Below are 15,455 nucleotides of genomic sequence, written 5' to 3'. Positions count from 1 at the left end.
GCGCTGCCCCTTCACATCGACACATCACCCGAGGCCGACCCATGAGCACTCAGAACACCACCCTCCGGGGTCTTGGCTATGCATTCGCGGGCTTTGCGGTCTTTGCCACCCATGACGCGCTGATCAAGACGCTGGGCGGGACCTACTCGGTGATGCAGATCATCTTTTTTGCCACGCTGTTTTCCTTTGTCCCGATGGCAGTGACGATCTTGACGGACCGGACCACGGGCAACTTTCGGCCGCATCACCCCTGGTTGGTGTTGCTGCGCTCGGGTCTGATGGTCACGGCCATGTCCTGCGCGTTCTATGCCTTTTCGGTCCTGCCCCTGGCCGAGGTCTATTCGTTGCTGTTTTCTTTCCCGCTGATCGTCACGGTCCTGTCGATTCCGATACTGGGCGAAGTCGTCCGGGCCCAGCGCTGGGCTGCGGTTGGCGTGGGTCTGATCGGGGTGCTGATCGTTCTGCGCCCCGGCGCAACGGATATCACGCTCGGCCATCTGGCCGCCCTGATGGCCGCATTCTGTAGCGCCTTCGCATCGGTGCTGGTTCGCAAGATCGGGAACGAGGAACGCTCGGCCGTCCTGATCCTGTATCCGATGCTGCTGGCGATCGTGGTCATGAGCCTGGCCCAACCGGCCGTTTATCAGCCGCCGTCCCTGTTGCATCTGGCCATGATGGCGCTGGTCGGCGTGTTTTCCGTGATCGCCCAGCACCTGATCATTCTGGCCTATCGGGCTGCGCCCGCCGGCGTCATCGCCCCCAGCCAGTACAGCCAGATCATCTGGGCCACGATATTCGGCATGATGTTCTTTGGCGAAACGCCCGACATGTGGGTCGCAGTCGGGGCCAGCATCATCATCGCGTCCGGTGTGTTCGTTGTCTGGCGCGAGAGCCGGGCCAATGTATCGCCGAACAAGCCGGTTCTGCGTGTCCGCTCGCCGCGTTCCGACACCGGCGCCTCGGCGCGGCCGGGGTCGTAGGGCGGCCGCTACTGATCTTTCAGTCTGATCTTCCGGCCACCGTTTTCGCCTGTTTCCTCGAACTTCCCGGTGGCTCGTACCAAGTCGCTCAGCCGCTTGAAGCCGTAGGTTCGCGTGTCAAAATCCGGATAGTTCATGCCGAGCTGACTGCCGACCCAGCCAAGGCCCGCCCATCCGTCCGGTTCCTCGGATTTGAGCACGACATTCCGGATCAACTGATAAGCATGGTTCAGCTCTTGTTTGGCAGAGGGCTTCTTAGCTTTCTCCGGGGAATCGTTCGCCTGCACCTCCTCCTTTTTGATATTCTCGATGTAGATGAACCGGTTGCAAGCCGCGACAAAGGCTTTTGGCGTCTTTTCCTCGCCGATCCCGAACACGCTCAACCCTTGTTCTCGGATCCGGCTGGCAAGTCGGGTAAAGTCGCTGTCTGACGACACCAGTACAAACCCACCGAACCGGCCGGAATGCAATATATCCATGGCATCAATCACAAGGGCGATATCCCCGGCGTTCTTGCCAGTGGTATTGGCGAATTGCTGGTGCGGTACGATGGCGTATTCCGCCAGTTTCTCGGCGCTCCAACCCTGCGGCGTACCGCCCGAGAAATCTCCGTAGATCCGGCGCAGGCTTGCCTCACCCAATGTGGCAACTTCTTCGAAAATCTCGGCAACATGCTTTGCCGGAACGTTTTCGGCGTCAATCAGAACGGCCAGGCGTTCCGTTGCTTCAGTGGTCAATTTAGTCACTCTATTCAAATATTTATCAATATCCTGAAGATAGGAGACAAAAAGGGCGGGTTAAACCCCGCCCTTGCAATTTCTGGGTGTCAGTAAATCACCACCGACCGAATGCTTTCGCCCTTGTGCATCAGGTCAAAGCCGGTGTTGATGTCGTCCAGACCCATGGTGTGGGTGATCATCGGGTCGATCTCGATCTTCCCTTCCATGTACCAGTCGACGATCTTGGGCACGTCCGTGCGCCCACGTGCGCCGCCGAAAGCTGTACCGCGCCACGACCGGCCTGTGACCAGCTGGAACGGACGGGTCGAGATTTCGGCCCCCGCGGGCGCCACGCCGATGATGATCGACTCACCCCAGCCTTTATGCGCCGATTCCAGCGCCGCGCGCATCACGCCGACATTGCCTGTTGCATCAAAGGTGTAATCCGCGCCGCCCTTGGTCAGGTTCACCAGATAGGGCACCAGATCGCCCTCGACCTCGGACGGGTTGACGAAATCGGTCATGCCGAACTTGGTGGCCATCTCGACCTTGGCGGGGTTCAGGTCGACGCCGACGATCTGATCGGCCCCGGCCAGACGCAGGCCCTGAATCACGTTCAGACCGATCCCGCCCAGACCGAACACGATGGCGCGGCTGCCGATTTCAACCTTGGCAGTGTTGATCACCGCGCCGATGCCCGTGGTCACGCCGCAGCCGATATAGCAGATCTTGTCGAACGGCGCGTCTTCGCGCACCTTGGCCAGTGCAATCTCGGGCAGAACCGTGTGGTTCGAGAAGGTCGAGCAGCCCATGTAATGCAGGATCGGATCGCCATCCAGCGTCGAAAAGCGCGAGGTGCCGTCGGGCATCAGCCCCTGGCCCTGCGTCTCGCGGATGGCCTGGCACAGGTTGGTCTTGGGATGCAGACAGTATTCGCACTCGCGACATTCGGGGGTGTAGAGCGGGATCACGTGATCGCCTGGCTTCAGGCTGGTCACACCCGGGCCGACCTCGACCACCACGCCGGCGCCCTCGTGCCCCAGAATGGCCGGGAACAGGCCTTCGGGGTCGGCGCCCGACAGGGTGAATTCATCCGTATGACAGATGCCAGTGGCCTTGATTTCAACCAGAACCTCGCCCGCCTTTGGGCCTTCAAGGTTCACATCCATCACTTCCAAAGGTTTGCCCGCCTGTACGGCGACGGCAGCACGGGTACGCATGGTACTTATCTCCCTGTCACTTTTGCCCCGACCCTGCGTCAAATACAGGGTGTTTTCAACTGTGCTTTCTTGGCAGGTTGGCTAATTGTTTGATATTGCAGAAACGACATTGCCAGAATGAGGAACGCCAATGCACCGTTTTTTACCGATCTTTATCTTTCTGGCGGCCTGCGCAGACACAAGCGTTCCGCAGGATGTCGCCACCACCTCAGAAGACGCTCCTGTTGATCTGGCATTTTGCAAGGGCGAGCCCTTTGCCGAAACGGTCGGTCAGCCCGTGTCGACGATTCAGGCCGATCTTCCCGAACGGTCTCGTGTTTTGGGCCCGGATGACATCGCCACACAGGATTACCGTATCGACAGGCTGAACGTCTATGTGAACGACGCTGGTGTTATTCAGCGTCTGACCTGCGGGTAAGCGTGGACTCGGCAGGTGATTCTGGATTAAGAACAAAATAAGAACATCAATGATGCCTGCCGATGCCCAAACGCCGAATTCTTTCGCTGTGGTTTCCCCGTCTGGGGGCCGAACGGCTGGTCCGCGCCGCGCGGGGCCTGCATGCCGGGCCTTTGGCCGTTGTGGCCGAACAGTCGAACATGCAGATCGTCACGTCATTGAATGCCGAGGCACAGGCCGCCGGATTGCGCGTGGGTCAGCCGGTACGCGATGCCCATGCCATGTGCGCCAGCTTGATCACCCGCCCTCGCAACGCCCCGGTCGAGGCTGCGTTTCTGACCGCGCTGCGCCGCTGGGCGGGCAAGTTCAGCCCATGGGTGGCCGAAGAGGCCCCCGATGGCCTGATCGTTGACCTGTCGGGCTGTGCCCATCTGTTCGGCGGTGAAGAGACCTTGCTGAGCGTGCTTGAGACCGACTGCGCCGACATGGGCCTGAGCGTGCAGATGGGTATCGCCGACACGCTGGGCGCGGCCTGGGCGCTGGCCCGCTATGCCGGGCAAGAGGCCACGTCTTACCGCAACGGCGACGCCATCAACCAAGAGGCCCGCGCCACCCGCGCCCGGGCAAGCAAGCGGCGGCACTGGACCAGGGGCGGGGCCGCGCCACAGGTGATGGCGCTGGGCGGTGGCGCGCGGATTGCCACGCCGGGGCAGGCCTATGGCGCGCTCAGCCCCCTGCCCATCGCGGCGCTGCGGCTGGACGATCAGACCGTGGCGCAACTGAACCGCCTGGGCCTGCGCCGGATCGGTGATCTGCTGGGCCAGCCGCGTGCCAGTTTGGCACGGCGGTTCGGCCGCGGGCTGGTGTTGCGTCTGGATCAGGCGATGGGCAGCGCGCCCGAGCCGGTCTCGCCCGCCCGTCCGCCACATCACTTTGCGGTGCGGATGACTCTGCCCAACCCGATTGGCCTGGTCGAAGACGTGATGGCCGCTGTCGATCGGATTCTGCCAACGCTCTGCACCAAACTGGAAGAGAAGGGGCGCGGGGCCCGCACGCTGCGGCTGGAAGCCCACCGTGCGGATCAGGCCGCTGAAATCATCGAGATCGGCCTGGCCCGTCCGACCTATGACAAAAATCGCATTCGCCCTTTGTTAGAGATGAAAGTTGACAAGATCGACGCAGGCTATGGCATCGACTTGCTGCGGCTTGAAGCGATCCAGACAGAACCCATCCACGCCCGCACCATCGCCGGTCATGCCGAAGCGCGCCGCGTGGCCCGCAACCGGCTTGAGGGCAATACAGCCGTGGATGACCTTACGGCCAAGCTGGGCGCGCGGGTCGGGCTGGACGCGATCACCCGGCGGCATCCTGCGGCCTCTCATATCCCCGAGAAAACGGCGCAAACGCTGGCGGCTGCGTGGTCGGAACCCGCGCGCGACTGGCCTGCCCCGCCGCGCCCCCGGCCCTTGCAGATGTGGCAGCCCGAACCCGTGATGGCCCCGGAAACCCCGAATGTGCCCTGCACCTTTCGCTGGCGTGGACGGGATTGGCAACTGGCGCAGGCCACCGGCCCGGAACGCATCGCGCCGGAATGGTGGCTGGATGACCCCAACTGGCGCAGCGGGGTACGCGATTACTGGGTGGTGGTGACAGAACAAGGGGAGCGCCTGTGGTTGTTCTATGGCCACGGAGGCGCGATGTCCGCAGGCTGGTTCTGTCAGGGGCAGTTTTGTTAGAGTCTATTTTCCACGATAAACCAGCAGATCCGGCAGACAGTCGATCAGACGAATGAACCAGGAAAACGGTGCCGGAAAATCCGTACGGAAACGACGACGCGCCATCGCCTTGACCACGCGATCCGCCGCATCCTCGGGCGACATCAGCATCGGCATCTTGAAACCGTTCTTCTCGGTCAGGCGGGTCTTGATGAAGCCCGGATTGACGATACGCACCGTCACGCCAGTACCCGCCAGGTCATGTCGCATCGTCTCGGCCAGAGAAATCAACGCGGCCTTGCTGGCTCCGTACCCGATGGCGGCGGGCAGCCCGTGATACCCGGCCAGTGACCCGATCAAAGAAACCTCTCCCTGGCCTGCCCGGACAAAACCCGGAACGGTTTCACCCAGAACCCGCAGCGCACCCAGATAGTTCACATCGCTCATCCTGAGCGACGCCTCGGTGTCCCATTCGACCGAACGCATGGGGTCATAAGCCCCGGCATTGTAAACCAGCCCGTCGACATGCCCCGCTTCGGCAACAGCCGAGCGAACAGAGTCTAAATCGGTCACATCGCACCGGATCGCGCGCGCATCCGGCAGTTCAGAACACAGTTCGGACAACCGCTCAAGATTGCGCGCAGACAGGATCAGGGAAGCACCCTGTTGGCCAAGCGCATGCGCCAAAGCGCGACCCAGCCCTTCGCTTGCGCCGATGATCCAAATGGTTTTCCCGTCAAAGCTGCTCATGTGTGGGCCGATTCAGTTGTGTTTCACGATAATACGGCCTCGCATCCGCTTCGGATCAAAACGGTAGCGCAGGTCACGGAAGCTCAAACCAGAAGCCATAAGGTAGTGCATCTGTTAAAAACTTCTAATCGGATTGATCCACTTATGCCTACCCTGCGTATCTTTTTGTAAACTGTCACATAAAGAGGCTGGAATGTTCGACGAACCCCGGGGCGTACGGAAGAAAATCGCGATTGTAGGTGCAGGCATTTCGGGACTTTCCGCCGCTTACTATCTTTCAGAAAACAACGACGTGACAGTCTATGAGGCCGAACCTCGGCTTGGTGGCCATGCCCGCACGGTGATGGCCGGAAAGAACGGGGATCAACCGGTCGATACGGGCTTCATCGTCTTCAACTATGCGACATATCCCTACCTGACCCGGCTGTTTGATGAGCTGGGCGTGCCCGTGATCGAAAGCGAGATGAGCTTTGGCGCGACAATCGACAATGGCCGCATTGAATACGGGTTGAACAATCTGCGCACACTGACCGCTCAAAAGCGCAATCTGGCGCGTCCGGCTTACTATAAAATGATCGCTGATATTCTGCGGTTTGGCAAAGAAGCCCCCGAAGCCGCCAAGGACGATGACACCACGATTGGCGAATTGGTGGACCAGCTGCGGCTGGGTCACTGGTTCCGGCACAATTATCTGATGCCGATGTGCGGTGCCATCTGGTCTACTCCGGTCGAGTTCGTGGATCAGTTCCCCGCACGCTCTTTGGTGCAGTTTTTCCGCAATCACGCTTTGCTGGCAAGTGGTCGTGCGAACCAGCATCAATGGTACACGGTCAAAGGCGGCAGCATAGAGTATGTCCGCCGGATCGACGCGGCCCTTCGTGCGCGGGGGGCGGAAATACGTCTGGCCAGCCCCGTTCAGAATGTATCCCGTGACGAGATGGGCGTCACCATCCACAGCCAGGGCGCCGTGGATCAGTTCGATGAAATCATCCTGGCCACCCATTCGGACCAGTCGCTTGCCATTTTAGGTGATGGCGCGACCCCCGCGGAAGCCGCTGCATTGGGCGCAATCCGCTACCAGCCCAATACGGCCATATTGCATTGTGACCCAGGTCAGATGCCAAAGCGGCGCGCCTGTTGGTCAAGCTGGACCTATCGTTCGCAAGCCGGAGATGTGGGGGTAACCTACTGGATGAACCGGCTTCAGAACATTCCGGACAGTGACCCGCTGTTTGTAACGCTGAACGCTTCATCAGAAATTCCCGCGGAAAAGATCTTTGACCAGGTCGAATTTGCCCATCCGGTCTTCGACAAGGCCGCCCTGAAGGCGCAGGGGCAAATCCGCGAGATGCAGGGACAGAACCGAACTTGGTTTGCCGGTGCTTACAACCGGCACGGATTTCACGAAGACGGGATAGCCAGCGCGATGCATGTCGTTGCTCGAATAAATGGCGCCCCGCAAACCATCGGAGCTGAAAATGGCATTCCTGGGAAAGACCCGGCCCTATCTGTTGCCGCTGAATAAGGCGATATGGCGCACAGCGTTTCTTGCACTTTCCTTGCTGATCCCCAATGGGCTGGTCGCGTCACCGGTCACGGAAGAACTGAACGATGCCCAACTGCGCGGAACCGCGACGTTCCGCTATCTGGGTTTGCCAATCTATGACGCCAAACTCTACACGCCCAAAGGTGCGCCGTTCAGTTGGAGCGAAGATATCGCCCTGCAACTGACCTATCGCAAGAACATCAAGAAGAAAGCGCTGGTCAACTCGACACTTGACGAGATGGACCGCATCGGCCGTTCAGCACCCGTTCGCGACCAACTGAACCGGTGTTTCAAAGCCGTGGCAAAAGGGGACAGTTATCTGGCGGTTTCTGATGGTCCCGACAAGGTCAGTTTCTGGCTGAACGGGCAAAAGACCTGCACCATGGCGTATCCGGGCATCAAGCGCAGTTTCATGTCCGTGTTCCTGGGAGACAACACGCGGTCCGCGTCTTTCACGCGCAGGCTACAGGGGCGGTGATGCTCTATCCCCGGGTCAGTCTCTATGCGTTGATGCTCGCTGCGGCGGGTATCCCGCTTTATATCCACTTGCCGCGCTTTGCAGCCGTGAACCTGGGTATTGGCCTTGGGGTCATTGGTACGGTGCTGCTGGTGATCCGCTTGGTGGATCTGGTGCAGGATCCGCTGATCGGTTGGGCAATCGACCGATGGCCCGGCGGCCAGCTTGCATTTGCGGCGATGGCGGCTTTGGGGCTGGCAATCGGGTTTCCCCTGCTTTTCAATCTGCCGCAGGGTGCCAGCGTGCCGGAACTGGTCGCGATCCTGATCTTGCTGTTCTCGGCGTACAGCCTGGGAACCATTCTTCTGTATGGTCGCAGCGCAACTCTGGCGAAGCGAACCGATCCGAAAGAGCTGATGATACTGGCCGCCTATCGTGAAGGCGGGCAGTTGACCGGGGTGGTCATCGCAGCCAGCGCTCCGGCCCTGTTGGTTGCTTTCGGGGCACACTCCCAAGGCTACCCCGCATTCGGAGCGTTTCTGGGGCTGCTGTCCGTTCTGACCCTGATACTGACGATCCCGATCTGGCGTCGCAGACCGATCACCGGATCAGGCCTGTCCTTTGCAGGGCTGGGTCAGGCAGGTGGCTTGCGCCTTCTTGCGCTGGCTTTGGTCAACAGTCTCCCGGTTGCCATAACCTCCACCCTGTTTCTGTTTTTTGTGGAAGACCGGCTGCAACTGCCGGGCAAGGCGGGTCCTTTGTTGATCCTGTTCTTCCTGAGCGCAGGCGCGAGCGTCCCGCTCTGGGCAAAACTCAGCAACAGAATTGGCCCGAAACAGACTCTGATCATCGCCATGCCCCTCTCGATCGCCGGCTTTATTGGCGCTGCCACACTGAGTGCAGGAAACGTTGCGGGGTTTGCAATGATCTGTCTCGCCTCGGGCGCGGCGCTGGGCGCGGATATGGTCGTATTGCCGGCCATGTTCTCGGTCGTGCTTACACGGGCCGGGCTGAACGCATCAGCCGCGTTTGGCATCTGGTCCTTCGCTGGCAAACTGGGCCTCGCCCTGGCTGCCTTTTTCACTCTGCCGCTGCTGGAACGCAGCGGTTTCACCCCCGGTCAAACCAATTCCGCACAGGCACTGGAAACACTCAATCTTGCCTACGCGGTGCTGCCCTGCATCCTGAAAGTCGGAGCGTTCGGGATGGTGTTGACCCTGCCCACCGAGGTCACAAGCAAATGAACGCTTTCACCATCATCCTTCTGGTCCTTCTGACCGCTGTCTTCATCCGTGCAAGGCTGCTGAGCTTTCGCGCGCAATCGCCGTCCGATTACAGTGGCACTGGGCCAGATTTTTCCCTGAAAAAGCACCTGAACGGAGAGATCTTGTCCGAGGGCCTGATCTATGGCCCCAACGGCAAAATGTCGAACAGCTTTGTCGCGCGCATGTCCGGCGAATGGCAAGGCAACTCGGGCACGCTGACCGAATACTTCACCTATTCCAACGGAAAACAGATGACCCGCAAATGGTACCTGACGCTGGGAACCGGCAACACGTTCACGGCAATAGCGGATGATATCGTGGGCGAAGGTCGGGGCATCATCTCGGGGTCCACGGTGAAACTGACCTATCGTATCATTCTGCCAGATGACGCTGGTGGACACACACTGGATGTCACCGATTGGATGTATCTGACAGAAACCGGCGTCATCATGAATCGGTCCGAGATGCGCAAGTTTGGCGTCAAGGTCGCGGAACTGATCGCCACAATGCGTCCAAGCCCCAGTTCGAAACCGATTCATCCAAGTGGGTCAAACGGGTATGACGCGACTTCGGAAAGGAAGCCGTTGCAATGATCACCTTTCGCTCTTTCATCGCCTGCGTCGCCATCGCAAGCCTTGCACTTCTGGCGGCCTGCTCCAGCAAACCGAAGGTACCCAAAACGTTTCTGTCGGACCGACAGTTGAACCTCGAGGAATTTTTCGAAGGCAAAACAGTGGCCTACGGTCAGTTTCAGGATGTTTTGGGAAATATCCCCCGCAGATTCACGGTTGATATCGACGGGACATGGGACGGCGAAACCCTGACACTGGTCGAAGACTTCGTCTACGACGATGGCGCGACGGAACAACGCATCTGGACATTGACCAAAACCGGAGAGGATGCGTGGACCGGTACGGCTCCTGGCGTACTGGGTACCGCCAGCGGGATTGAACGCGGGGATACGTTCAACTGGAAATACAAGATCGACCTGCCGATCAAGGACGGGACCATGCGTGTCAAATTCGACGACTGGATGTGGCTGCTGGATGACGACCGTCTGCTGAACCGCGCCTATGTCTCACGCTATGGCGTCCGTCTGGGTGAAGTCATCCTGTTCTTCGAGAAGAAATAGGGCTGCCAGGCCCGGTTTCATCACAAAAGTCAGTAGAAAATAAACTCGTCCACCAATGCTGTCGTCGATCCCTTGACCTCACCGGCCGTGTTCGCCCTTGGCCCGTCCGGGGCTGCACCCTCGGCGCGTTCGCAGCCGTCGACCTTCAAGCGCGCGCGTTCTATCTGCCCCCAGAGGAAAAACAGGCCATCTCGTTTTCCCATGAGGCGCGAAGGAACTGTTGTCCGCAAAACACCTGTTTTCGGTTTTGGCATCTGCTCTCTTACTGCCTCCGGTGTTTTCCACCATTTTCGGAAAACGTAATGGTTTTTCCCGAAAAAGACAATTTTTTATGGACAAAATGAGGTTTTCTACCGGCCGTTGACAGGATGGACTGGCAACTCTCGCATGACGGATATTGGCCTTTTTCACCTGCCCCATTGAAAGCCAGCACTATCCCGAACGGATCAACTTCACCTAAAAGGGTTTGCTGCAAACCTCCTTCATTTGGCCTGACACTCTCTTTTCCAGCCATGCTCAGGCGACGCCCAGCGTTTCGTTTCTGATCAGAGCAGCCGGGCCTTCGCCGTCGCGGTTGGGGGACAATTAGGCGGCGCCGATGTCAGACGTGGCCGCATCCATCGCAAGGCCATCGGCCACCGCAAAACGCCATGCCGGCGGGCCTGCCACGCCCCTGTGCCAAGGACTGTGATCCCGGCGCCGTCCACGCTGCCGGAAAATTTCCATGTCTGTTTTGAAACCGGAAATGTCGCAAGCATTTCAGCGCCCAAGCGGGTAAAAAGTAGGCTGCCATCGTGAGGTGCCGCTGTTTGATTCTCAGACAGCGGAGAATTGGGAAGCCGGTGGAATTCCGGCACTGCCCCCGCAACGGTAAGGAAGGTCAGGTTCGACAATCAACCACTGGGACGAGGATCCCGGGAAGGTGTCGCAACCGGGTGCAAGCCCCTTTCAAGTCCGGAAACCAGCCTCTCAGATATGTCAAACCGCGGGTGGCGGTGGGGGCACGGATTTCGGACGTGGTCCTCGCGCGCCTCCGGACGGTTCCTCCCTGTCACCTGCCCAAGCAATGCCGCGGGGCGCGGCAGGAGAGCCAGAAGTGAACAACATGCAAAGCCTGTTGGCGCGTCGAAACCCGGGTTACGCTCTGGAGCAGGCGTTTTACACCGATCCCGAGATTTTTCAGACCGACCTTGAAACCATCCACTACCGCGACTGGCTATTCGCCATTCCGGCGTGTGAGCTGGTGAAGTCGGGCGATTATGTCACCTATAATGTAGGCGCCTACCGCGTGATCATCGTACGGGGTGCAGACAATCAGATCCGCGCCTTTCACAATACTTGTCGCCACCGTGGATCGATCATTTGCAAGGCCGCAAAGGGTAATGCGCCCAAGCTGGTATGCCCCTATCACCAATGGACCTATGAGCTGGACGGCTCTTTGCTGTGGGCCCGCGACATGGGGCCGGACTTTGATCCCAAACAGCATGGTCTGAAGACTGTCCATTGCCGCGAGCTTGCCGGGTTGGTCTATATCTGTCTGGCGGATGAGGCTCCGGATTTCGACGTGTTCGCCAATATCGCCCGCCCGTATCTTGAGCCGCATGATCTGGGGAATGCCAAGGTCGCCTTTGAAAGCTCGATCATCGAGAACGGCAACTGGAAACTGGTCTGGGAAAACAATCGCGAATGCTATCACTGCGGCGGAAACCACCCTGCGCTGTGCCGGACCTTCCCTGATGATCCGGGTGTGACGGGGATCGAAGGTGGCGAAACCCCAGCCTATATGCAAGCCCATTTCGACAGGTGCCAGGCTGCGGGTATGCCATCGCAGTTCTATCTGCACGAGGACGGCCAATATAGACTGGCGCGGATGCCACTGAAAGAAGGGGCCGAGAGCTATACGATGGACGGGAAATCCGCCGTGCGCCGTTGGTTGGGCCGGTCGCCCTTTGCGGATGCGGGATCGCTTTTGAAGTTCCACTATCCGACCACGTGGAACCACTTTCTTGCCGATCACTCGATTGTTTTCCGCGTCACGCCGATCGGCCCGACAGAGACCGAGGTCACGACCAAATGGCTGGTCAACAAGGATGCGGTTGAAGGCGTTGACTATGACGTGAAACGCCTGACCGAAGTCTGGGTCGCCACGAATGACGAAGATCGACAGGTGGTCGAGGACAACCAGCAGGGCATCAACAGCCCGGCCTATGTGCCCGGCCCATATTCAGCCATTCAGGAATCCGGTGTGCTGCAATTCGTGGATTGGTATTGCAACACAGTGTCGGCCCGCCTGGCCCCTGACTCAATGGCGGCGGAGTAAGTCTGATGAAAGACCTGAACACGCTTTCATCAGCCGTCTGGCAGGATGGAGAGATGCTGGAATGTGTCTCGGTCGTGCCCGAGATGCCGAACACTGCCAGCTTTTCGTTCCGTGCCCCCTCGGGGGCGCAGTTCGCCTATCACCCCGGTCAGTTCCTGACGCTCGAGATTCCGGCGCCCGACCAGCCCGGAGGCGTTGTGCATCGCACCTACACGATCTCATCGTCGCCGTCGCGGCCGCGGTCGATCACCATCACCGCCAAAGCGCAACCCGACAGTATCGGCACGCGCTGGATGCTTGACAATCTTCAACCCGGCATGCGGATCAAGGCCATTGGGCCTGCGGGCCTGTTCACCAACGCGTTGAGCGATGCGCGCAAGTTCCTGTTTATCTCGGCTGGCTCAGGCATCACACCGATGATGTCGATGACCACCTGCATGTGGGACGAAGGCCGCGATCTGGACGTTGTCTTCATCAACTGCGCCAAAAGGCCATCCGAGATCATCTTCCGCCAGCGCTTGGAACAGATGGCCAGCCGCACGGATGGTTTGGACCTGAAATTCGTGGTGGAAGAGCCGGACCGCTACCGCCCATGGACGGGATATCAGGGTCAGTTCAACCAATTGATGCTGGGGCTGATGGCGCCGGATTACCTTGAGCGCGAAGTCTATTGCTGCGGTCCTGAGCCCTTCATGCAAGCGGTACGCGACGCGCTGGCCGGTCTTGGTTTTGATATGAACAACTACCATCAGGAAAGCTTCGGCGCGCCGGTGGAAACCGAGGCGGATCAGCCCGAGTTGGATGACGTTGTTCTGGACGACGACAGCAGCGCCGAGATCCTGTTCGCGACCTCGGGCGTGACGGCCAAGGTTGCCGAGACCGACACGGTGCTTGCCGCCGCCCGCTCGGTTGGCCTGAACATTCCGTCAGGCTGTACCTTCGGCGTGTGCGGGACCTGCAAGGTCAAGAAAACTGCCGGAGAGGTCCATATGGTCCACAACGGAGGGATCTCGGAAGACGATATCGACGCGGGGTACATTCTGGCCTGCTGCTCGAACCCGATCGGCAAGGTTAAAGTCGAGGTTTAGGTGCTTCGCATCCCGATCAAAGCCGCAGCGTGGCTGACACCCGCTGCGGTTTTCGGCGCGGTTTTTCTGCCCGTTGCAGAACGCGGGCCAGATCGGGTCGCCGGATGTCCGGCGCTTTCGGGGCTTTCCCGCCATCTCACAGACGCGGCGCGAGCATCTGCCTTTGTCTTCGCCGGCCATTATGCTGTTATCGAAAACGCGAGAAGAGAGAGCCCCACAATGCCCGTGGTTGTTCCCCGCGGCCGTTCCTGAGCACCCTTACAAGGGTTTGAAGAAGTTCTGGCGGTCAGTCAAATGACCGCACATCTGGAAAAACAACGAAAACATGATCACAGGCACGCGCCTCGCAGACGACCCCTTGCGGCAATAAGCTCAAGCTGACGACTTCATCGTCCGCAGACCGGTTGATCAATCATGGCAGTGGATAATGTGTTCGTCGGCGCGGTGTCGAAGCTTGGGCCCGGAGCCAATACGCTAAGCTTGTCCGAGAGTAGGTTTAAGCGATTGGATGAGCGTCATCAAGCCAGAGAACCCATTCACCCAGACGCACCAAAGCGGCGTTGGTTCAGTTGATCTATCAGAAAACGGGTACTTTGCGTGTTGTCCAACTGTTGCTTGGCCATAGCAAGACGGACAGTACAGTGCGTTACCCGGAATGGACGCGCAACAGCAGCCAAGACGTCCATTTTATTGGTCAGAGGCTGCCCCTGATGTTCCTCGAATTGTCAGGGTTGCAGAATACTCGAAATGACGAACTGGCATTTCAGGTGTTCGCATGCGGTCCAGAAGGATCTCGGCCAATCGCGTACCCAATTTTTTTGGGTTGATCGCCATTGTTGTGAGGCCAGGCGTCGAGACGGCGGCATCTTCGATATCGTCGAAGCCTACTACTGAAAAGTCACGCCCGGGTTTCAAGTTGGATTGGATCAAGCCAAAGCATGCCCCAAGTGCAACAACATCGCCATTGCAAACAACGCCTGTTACCTCAGGGTGTCGCTGACGAAGTGCGGTGATTGCTTCAACACCAGAGCGTTTGGTTTCTTCGCATGGCCAGATAACCGGATGCACGCCGCCCAATTTCTCCAAGGCACTCAGGTAACCGGCGATGCGCTCTTCGCGCACAGACGTTTGTTCGGTTCCGCCTAAGTAGGCGATGTGCCTGTGCCCCAAGTCAATCAAGTGTTGTGTGGCCTGCACGAGGGCCTCTTTGTTTAGAACACCAACGTGATCCAGAGACTGAGACACCTTTCGCATGAATGTGACAGCAGGAACACCGTGAGCATCCAGAAGCCCCATGGCGTCCCCGCTGGTGTTGAGTGCCGGAACCCAGATCAGACCACGTCGACCAAATCTGATGCAGGCTTCCAGAAGGCGGTCCTGGCGTTGAAGGTCTCCTTGAGCATCGAGGACCGAAACCATAAAGCCCTCGGCCTCCAGCAGGTTAACAGCGCCGCTAACGACCTCTGCGTTGAACGGGTTTGCCAACTTGTTAAGGATAAAGCCGATTTCGCGATTGTCGCCCGATCGCATTGTGGCCGCAGCGTGATTTGGAACGTATCGAAGCCGCTTAGCCGCGCTCAAAACTTTTTGACGCGTTTTTTCTGAAATTCGACCTGTGTCGCGCAAGACCTGACTAACAGTTGGAACTGACACGCCAGCTTCTTTGGCAACGCTGGATAGGGTGGGTTTCTTCGCCATGGATGAGTTTTTTCAGGTATAACGTTTTGTCTATTTTGCAGTCGAAATCGAATACTTCAAGTAAAATATGGAAAAATAAACGGGCTATCCGACTTGACTCATGATAAAACGATATATCATAGTGCCAACATTCGCCATAGACTGATCCAAGATTGTCGGCGAGGGAGG

17 protein-coding genes, 1 pseudogene and 1 riboswitch are annotated in these 15,455 nt (G+C 58.7%); of the genes and pseudogenes, 11 read left to right on the top strand and 7 right to left on the bottom strand.

Annotated elements, in window-relative coordinates; genetic code table 11:
• Positions 1-41 precede the first annotated feature (41 nt).
• Positions 42-980 carry a DMT family transporter gene (locus ACR0C6_RS15370; protein WP_152459476.1) on the top strand — a complete coding sequence of 313 codons (939 nt, stop codon included), beginning with the start codon at positions 42-44 and terminating at the stop codon, positions 978-980.
• 8 nt (positions 981-988) lie between these two features.
• Here ACR0C6_RS15370 and ACR0C6_RS15365 read toward each other — a convergent pair whose 3' ends face one another.
• Together ACR0C6_RS15365 and ACR0C6_RS15360 are read right to left on the bottom strand one after the other, a co-directional pair.
• Positions 989-1,717: an NYN domain-containing protein gene (locus ACR0C6_RS15365; protein WP_480446623.1), complete on the bottom strand. Its 729-nt coding sequence runs from the start codon at positions 1,715-1,717 to the stop codon at positions 989-991.
• Between the two features lie 89 nt (positions 1,718-1,806).
• Positions 1,807-2,919 carry an S-(hydroxymethyl)glutathione dehydrogenase/class III alcohol dehydrogenase gene (locus tag ACR0C6_RS15360; RefSeq protein ID WP_171233384.1) on the bottom strand — a complete coding sequence of 371 codons (1,113 nt, stop codon included), beginning with the start codon at positions 2,917-2,919 and terminating at the stop codon, positions 1,807-1,809.
• 130 nt (positions 2,920-3,049) lie between these two features.
• Between ACR0C6_RS15360 and ACR0C6_RS15355 the strand changes: the two genes are divergently transcribed.
• Together ACR0C6_RS15355 and ACR0C6_RS15350 are read left to right on the top strand one after the other, a co-directional pair.
• Positions 3,050-3,337, top strand: a complete 288-nt coding sequence (locus tag ACR0C6_RS15355) for an I78 family peptidase inhibitor (protein WP_171117012.1) — start codon at positions 3,050-3,052, stop codon at positions 3,335-3,337.
• A gap of 62 nt (positions 3,338-3,399) precedes the next feature.
• Positions 3,400-5,052, top strand: coding sequence for a Y-family DNA polymerase (locus ACR0C6_RS15350; protein WP_480620036.1), 1,653 nt, complete (start codon positions 3,400-3,402; stop codon positions 5,050-5,052).
• Between the two features lie 3 nt (positions 5,053-5,055).
• Here the strand turns inward: ACR0C6_RS15350 and ACR0C6_RS15345 are convergent, their stop codons facing one another.
• Positions 5,056-5,781, bottom strand: coding sequence for an SDR family NAD(P)-dependent oxidoreductase (locus ACR0C6_RS15345; RefSeq protein ID WP_480620034.1), 726 nt, complete (start codon positions 5,779-5,781; stop codon positions 5,056-5,058).
• Between the two features lie 193 nt (positions 5,782-5,974).
• Here ACR0C6_RS15345 and ACR0C6_RS15340 point away from each other — a divergent pair, with 193 nt between their 5' ends.
• From ACR0C6_RS15340 to ACR0C6_RS15320, 5 genes are read left to right on the top strand one after another with little or no spacing between them, the layout of a single operon-like run.
• Positions 5,975-7,306, top strand: a complete 1,332-nt coding sequence (locus ACR0C6_RS15340) for an NAD(P)/FAD-dependent oxidoreductase (RefSeq protein WP_480446620.1) — start codon at positions 5,975-5,977, stop codon at positions 7,304-7,306.
• Positions 7,260-7,805, top strand: a complete 546-nt coding sequence (locus tag ACR0C6_RS15335; protein WP_253283522.1) for a hypothetical protein — start codon at positions 7,260-7,262, stop codon at positions 7,803-7,805. Before ACR0C6_RS15340 ends, ACR0C6_RS15335 begins: the two co-directional genes overlap by 47 nt.
• Positions 7,805-9,028, top strand: coding sequence for an MFS transporter (locus ACR0C6_RS15330; RefSeq protein WP_480620032.1), 1,224 nt, complete (start codon positions 7,805-7,807; stop codon positions 9,026-9,028). Before ACR0C6_RS15335 ends, ACR0C6_RS15330 begins: the two co-directional genes overlap by 1 nt.
• On the top strand, positions 9,025-9,642 hold the full coding sequence (locus tag ACR0C6_RS15325; protein ID WP_480446618.1) for a DUF3833 domain-containing protein: 618 nt from the start codon (positions 9,025-9,027) through the stop codon (positions 9,640-9,642). The genes ACR0C6_RS15330 and ACR0C6_RS15325 overlap by 4 nt, the downstream gene beginning before the upstream one ends.
• Positions 9,639-10,181 carry a DUF3833 family protein gene (locus ACR0C6_RS15320; protein ID WP_480446617.1) on the top strand — a complete coding sequence of 181 codons (543 nt, stop codon included), beginning with the start codon at positions 9,639-9,641 and terminating at the stop codon, positions 10,179-10,181. The genes ACR0C6_RS15325 and ACR0C6_RS15320 overlap by 4 nt, the downstream gene beginning before the upstream one ends.
• Positions 10,182-10,210: 29 nt before the next feature.
• Here ACR0C6_RS15320 and ACR0C6_RS15315 read toward each other — a convergent pair whose 3' ends face one another.
• The 3 genes from ACR0C6_RS15315 to ACR0C6_RS15305 all read right to left on the bottom strand — a co-directional run bounded on the left by ACR0C6_RS15315 (position 10,211) and on the right by ACR0C6_RS15305 (position 10,907).
• On the bottom strand, positions 10,211-10,435 hold the full coding sequence (locus ACR0C6_RS15315; RefSeq protein ID WP_480620030.1) for a hypothetical protein: 225 nt from the start codon (positions 10,433-10,435) through the stop codon (positions 10,211-10,213).
• Between the two features lie 8 nt (positions 10,436-10,443).
• Entirely contained in the window at positions 10,444-10,695 is a 252-nt protein-coding gene (locus tag ACR0C6_RS15310) for a hypothetical protein (RefSeq protein ID WP_480446615.1), read from the bottom strand.
• Positions 10,696-10,766: 71 nt separating this feature from the next.
• A complete protein-coding gene (locus tag ACR0C6_RS15305; RefSeq protein ID WP_480446614.1) occupies positions 10,767-10,907 on the bottom strand; it encodes a hypothetical protein in 141 nt (46 codons plus the stop codon).
• A 54-nt stretch (positions 10,908-10,961) separates the two neighbouring features.
• Positions 10,962-11,165: riboswitch (cobalamin riboswitch) on the top strand.
• A gap of 121 nt (positions 11,166-11,286) precedes the next feature.
• On the opposite strand from ACR0C6_RS15305, the gene ACR0C6_RS15300 reads away from it, so the two are divergent.
• From ACR0C6_RS15300 to ACR0C6_RS15290, 3 genes and pseudogenes are all read left to right on the top strand, one after another.
• Complete coding sequence (locus tag ACR0C6_RS15300; RefSeq protein ID WP_480446715.1) at positions 11,287-12,501, top strand: aromatic ring-hydroxylating oxygenase subunit alpha; 1,215 nt, start codon at positions 11,287-11,289, stop codon at positions 12,499-12,501.
• 5 nt (positions 12,502-12,506) lie between these two features.
• Positions 12,507-13,589 carry an FAD-binding oxidoreductase gene (locus tag ACR0C6_RS15295; RefSeq protein ID WP_480446613.1) on the top strand — a complete coding sequence of 361 codons (1,083 nt, stop codon included), beginning with the start codon at positions 12,507-12,509 and terminating at the stop codon, positions 13,587-13,589.
• A 518-nt stretch (positions 13,590-14,107) separates the two neighbouring features.
• Positions 14,108-14,239 (top strand): annotated as a pseudogene (locus tag ACR0C6_RS15290) (integrase); the annotation flags it as partial.
• A gap of 37 nt (positions 14,240-14,276) precedes the next feature.
• On the opposite strand, the gene ACR0C6_RS15285 reads toward ACR0C6_RS15290, so the two are convergent.
• Entirely contained in the window at positions 14,277-15,287 is a 1,011-nt protein-coding gene (locus ACR0C6_RS15285; RefSeq protein ID WP_152459490.1) for a LacI family DNA-binding transcriptional regulator, read from the bottom strand.
• Positions 15,288-15,455 lie beyond the last annotated feature (168 nt).

The organism is Ruegeria sp. AL12, from assembly GCF_056540885.1.
This window is presented reverse-complemented; position numbering and strand designations above follow the sequence as displayed.

Bases quoted from the DNA above. Each gene is read 5' to 3' on its own strand.
- ACR0C6_RS15350 (WP_480620036.1), top strand. From the start codon at position 3,400: ATGCCCAAACGCCGAATTCTTTCGCTGTGGTTTCCCCGTCTGGGGGCC.
- ACR0C6_RS15315 (WP_480620030.1), bottom strand. From the start codon at position 10,435: ATGCCAAAACCGAAAACAGGTGTTTTGCGGACAACAGTTCCTTCGCGC.
- ACR0C6_RS15330 (WP_480620032.1), top strand. From the start codon at position 7,805: ATGCTCTATCCCCGGGTCAGTCTCTATGCGTTGATGCTCGCTGCGGCG.
- ACR0C6_RS15335 (WP_253283522.1), top strand. From the start codon at position 7,260: ATGGCATTCCTGGGAAAGACCCGGCCCTATCTGTTGCCGCTGAATAAG.
- ACR0C6_RS15340 (WP_480446620.1), top strand. From the start codon at position 5,975: ATGTTCGACGAACCCCGGGGCGTACGGAAGAAAATCGCGATTGTAGGT.
- ACR0C6_RS15370 (WP_152459476.1), top strand. From the start codon at position 42: ATGAGCACTCAGAACACCACCCTCCGGGGTCTTGGCTATGCATTCGCG.
- ACR0C6_RS15305 (WP_480446614.1), bottom strand. From the start codon at position 10,907: ATGGAAATTTTCCGGCAGCGTGGACGGCGCCGGGATCACAGTCCTTGG.
- ACR0C6_RS15360 (WP_171233384.1), bottom strand. From the start codon at position 2,919: ATGCGTACCCGTGCTGCCGTCGCCGTACAGGCGGGCAAACCTTTGGAA.
- ACR0C6_RS15320 (WP_480446617.1), top strand. From the start codon at position 9,639: ATGATCACCTTTCGCTCTTTCATCGCCTGCGTCGCCATCGCAAGCCTT.
- ACR0C6_RS15345 (WP_480620034.1), bottom strand. From the start codon at position 5,781: ATGAGCAGCTTTGACGGGAAAACCATTTGGATCATCGGCGCAAGCGAA.
- ACR0C6_RS15300 (WP_480446715.1), top strand. From the start codon at position 11,287: ATGCAAAGCCTGTTGGCGCGTCGAAACCCGGGTTACGCTCTGGAGCAG.
- ACR0C6_RS15295 (WP_480446613.1), top strand. From the start codon at position 12,507: ATGAAAGACCTGAACACGCTTTCATCAGCCGTCTGGCAGGATGGAGAG.
- ACR0C6_RS15325 (WP_480446618.1), top strand. From the start codon at position 9,025: ATGAACGCTTTCACCATCATCCTTCTGGTCCTTCTGACCGCTGTCTTC.
- ACR0C6_RS15285 (WP_152459490.1), bottom strand. From the start codon at position 15,287: ATGGCGAAGAAACCCACCCTATCCAGCGTTGCCAAAGAAGCTGGCGTG.
- ACR0C6_RS15355 (WP_171117012.1), top strand. From the start codon at position 3,050: ATGCACCGTTTTTTACCGATCTTTATCTTTCTGGCGGCCTGCGCAGAC.
- ACR0C6_RS15310 (WP_480446615.1), bottom strand. From the start codon at position 10,695: ATGGCTGGAAAAGAGAGTGTCAGGCCAAATGAAGGAGGTTTGCAGCAA.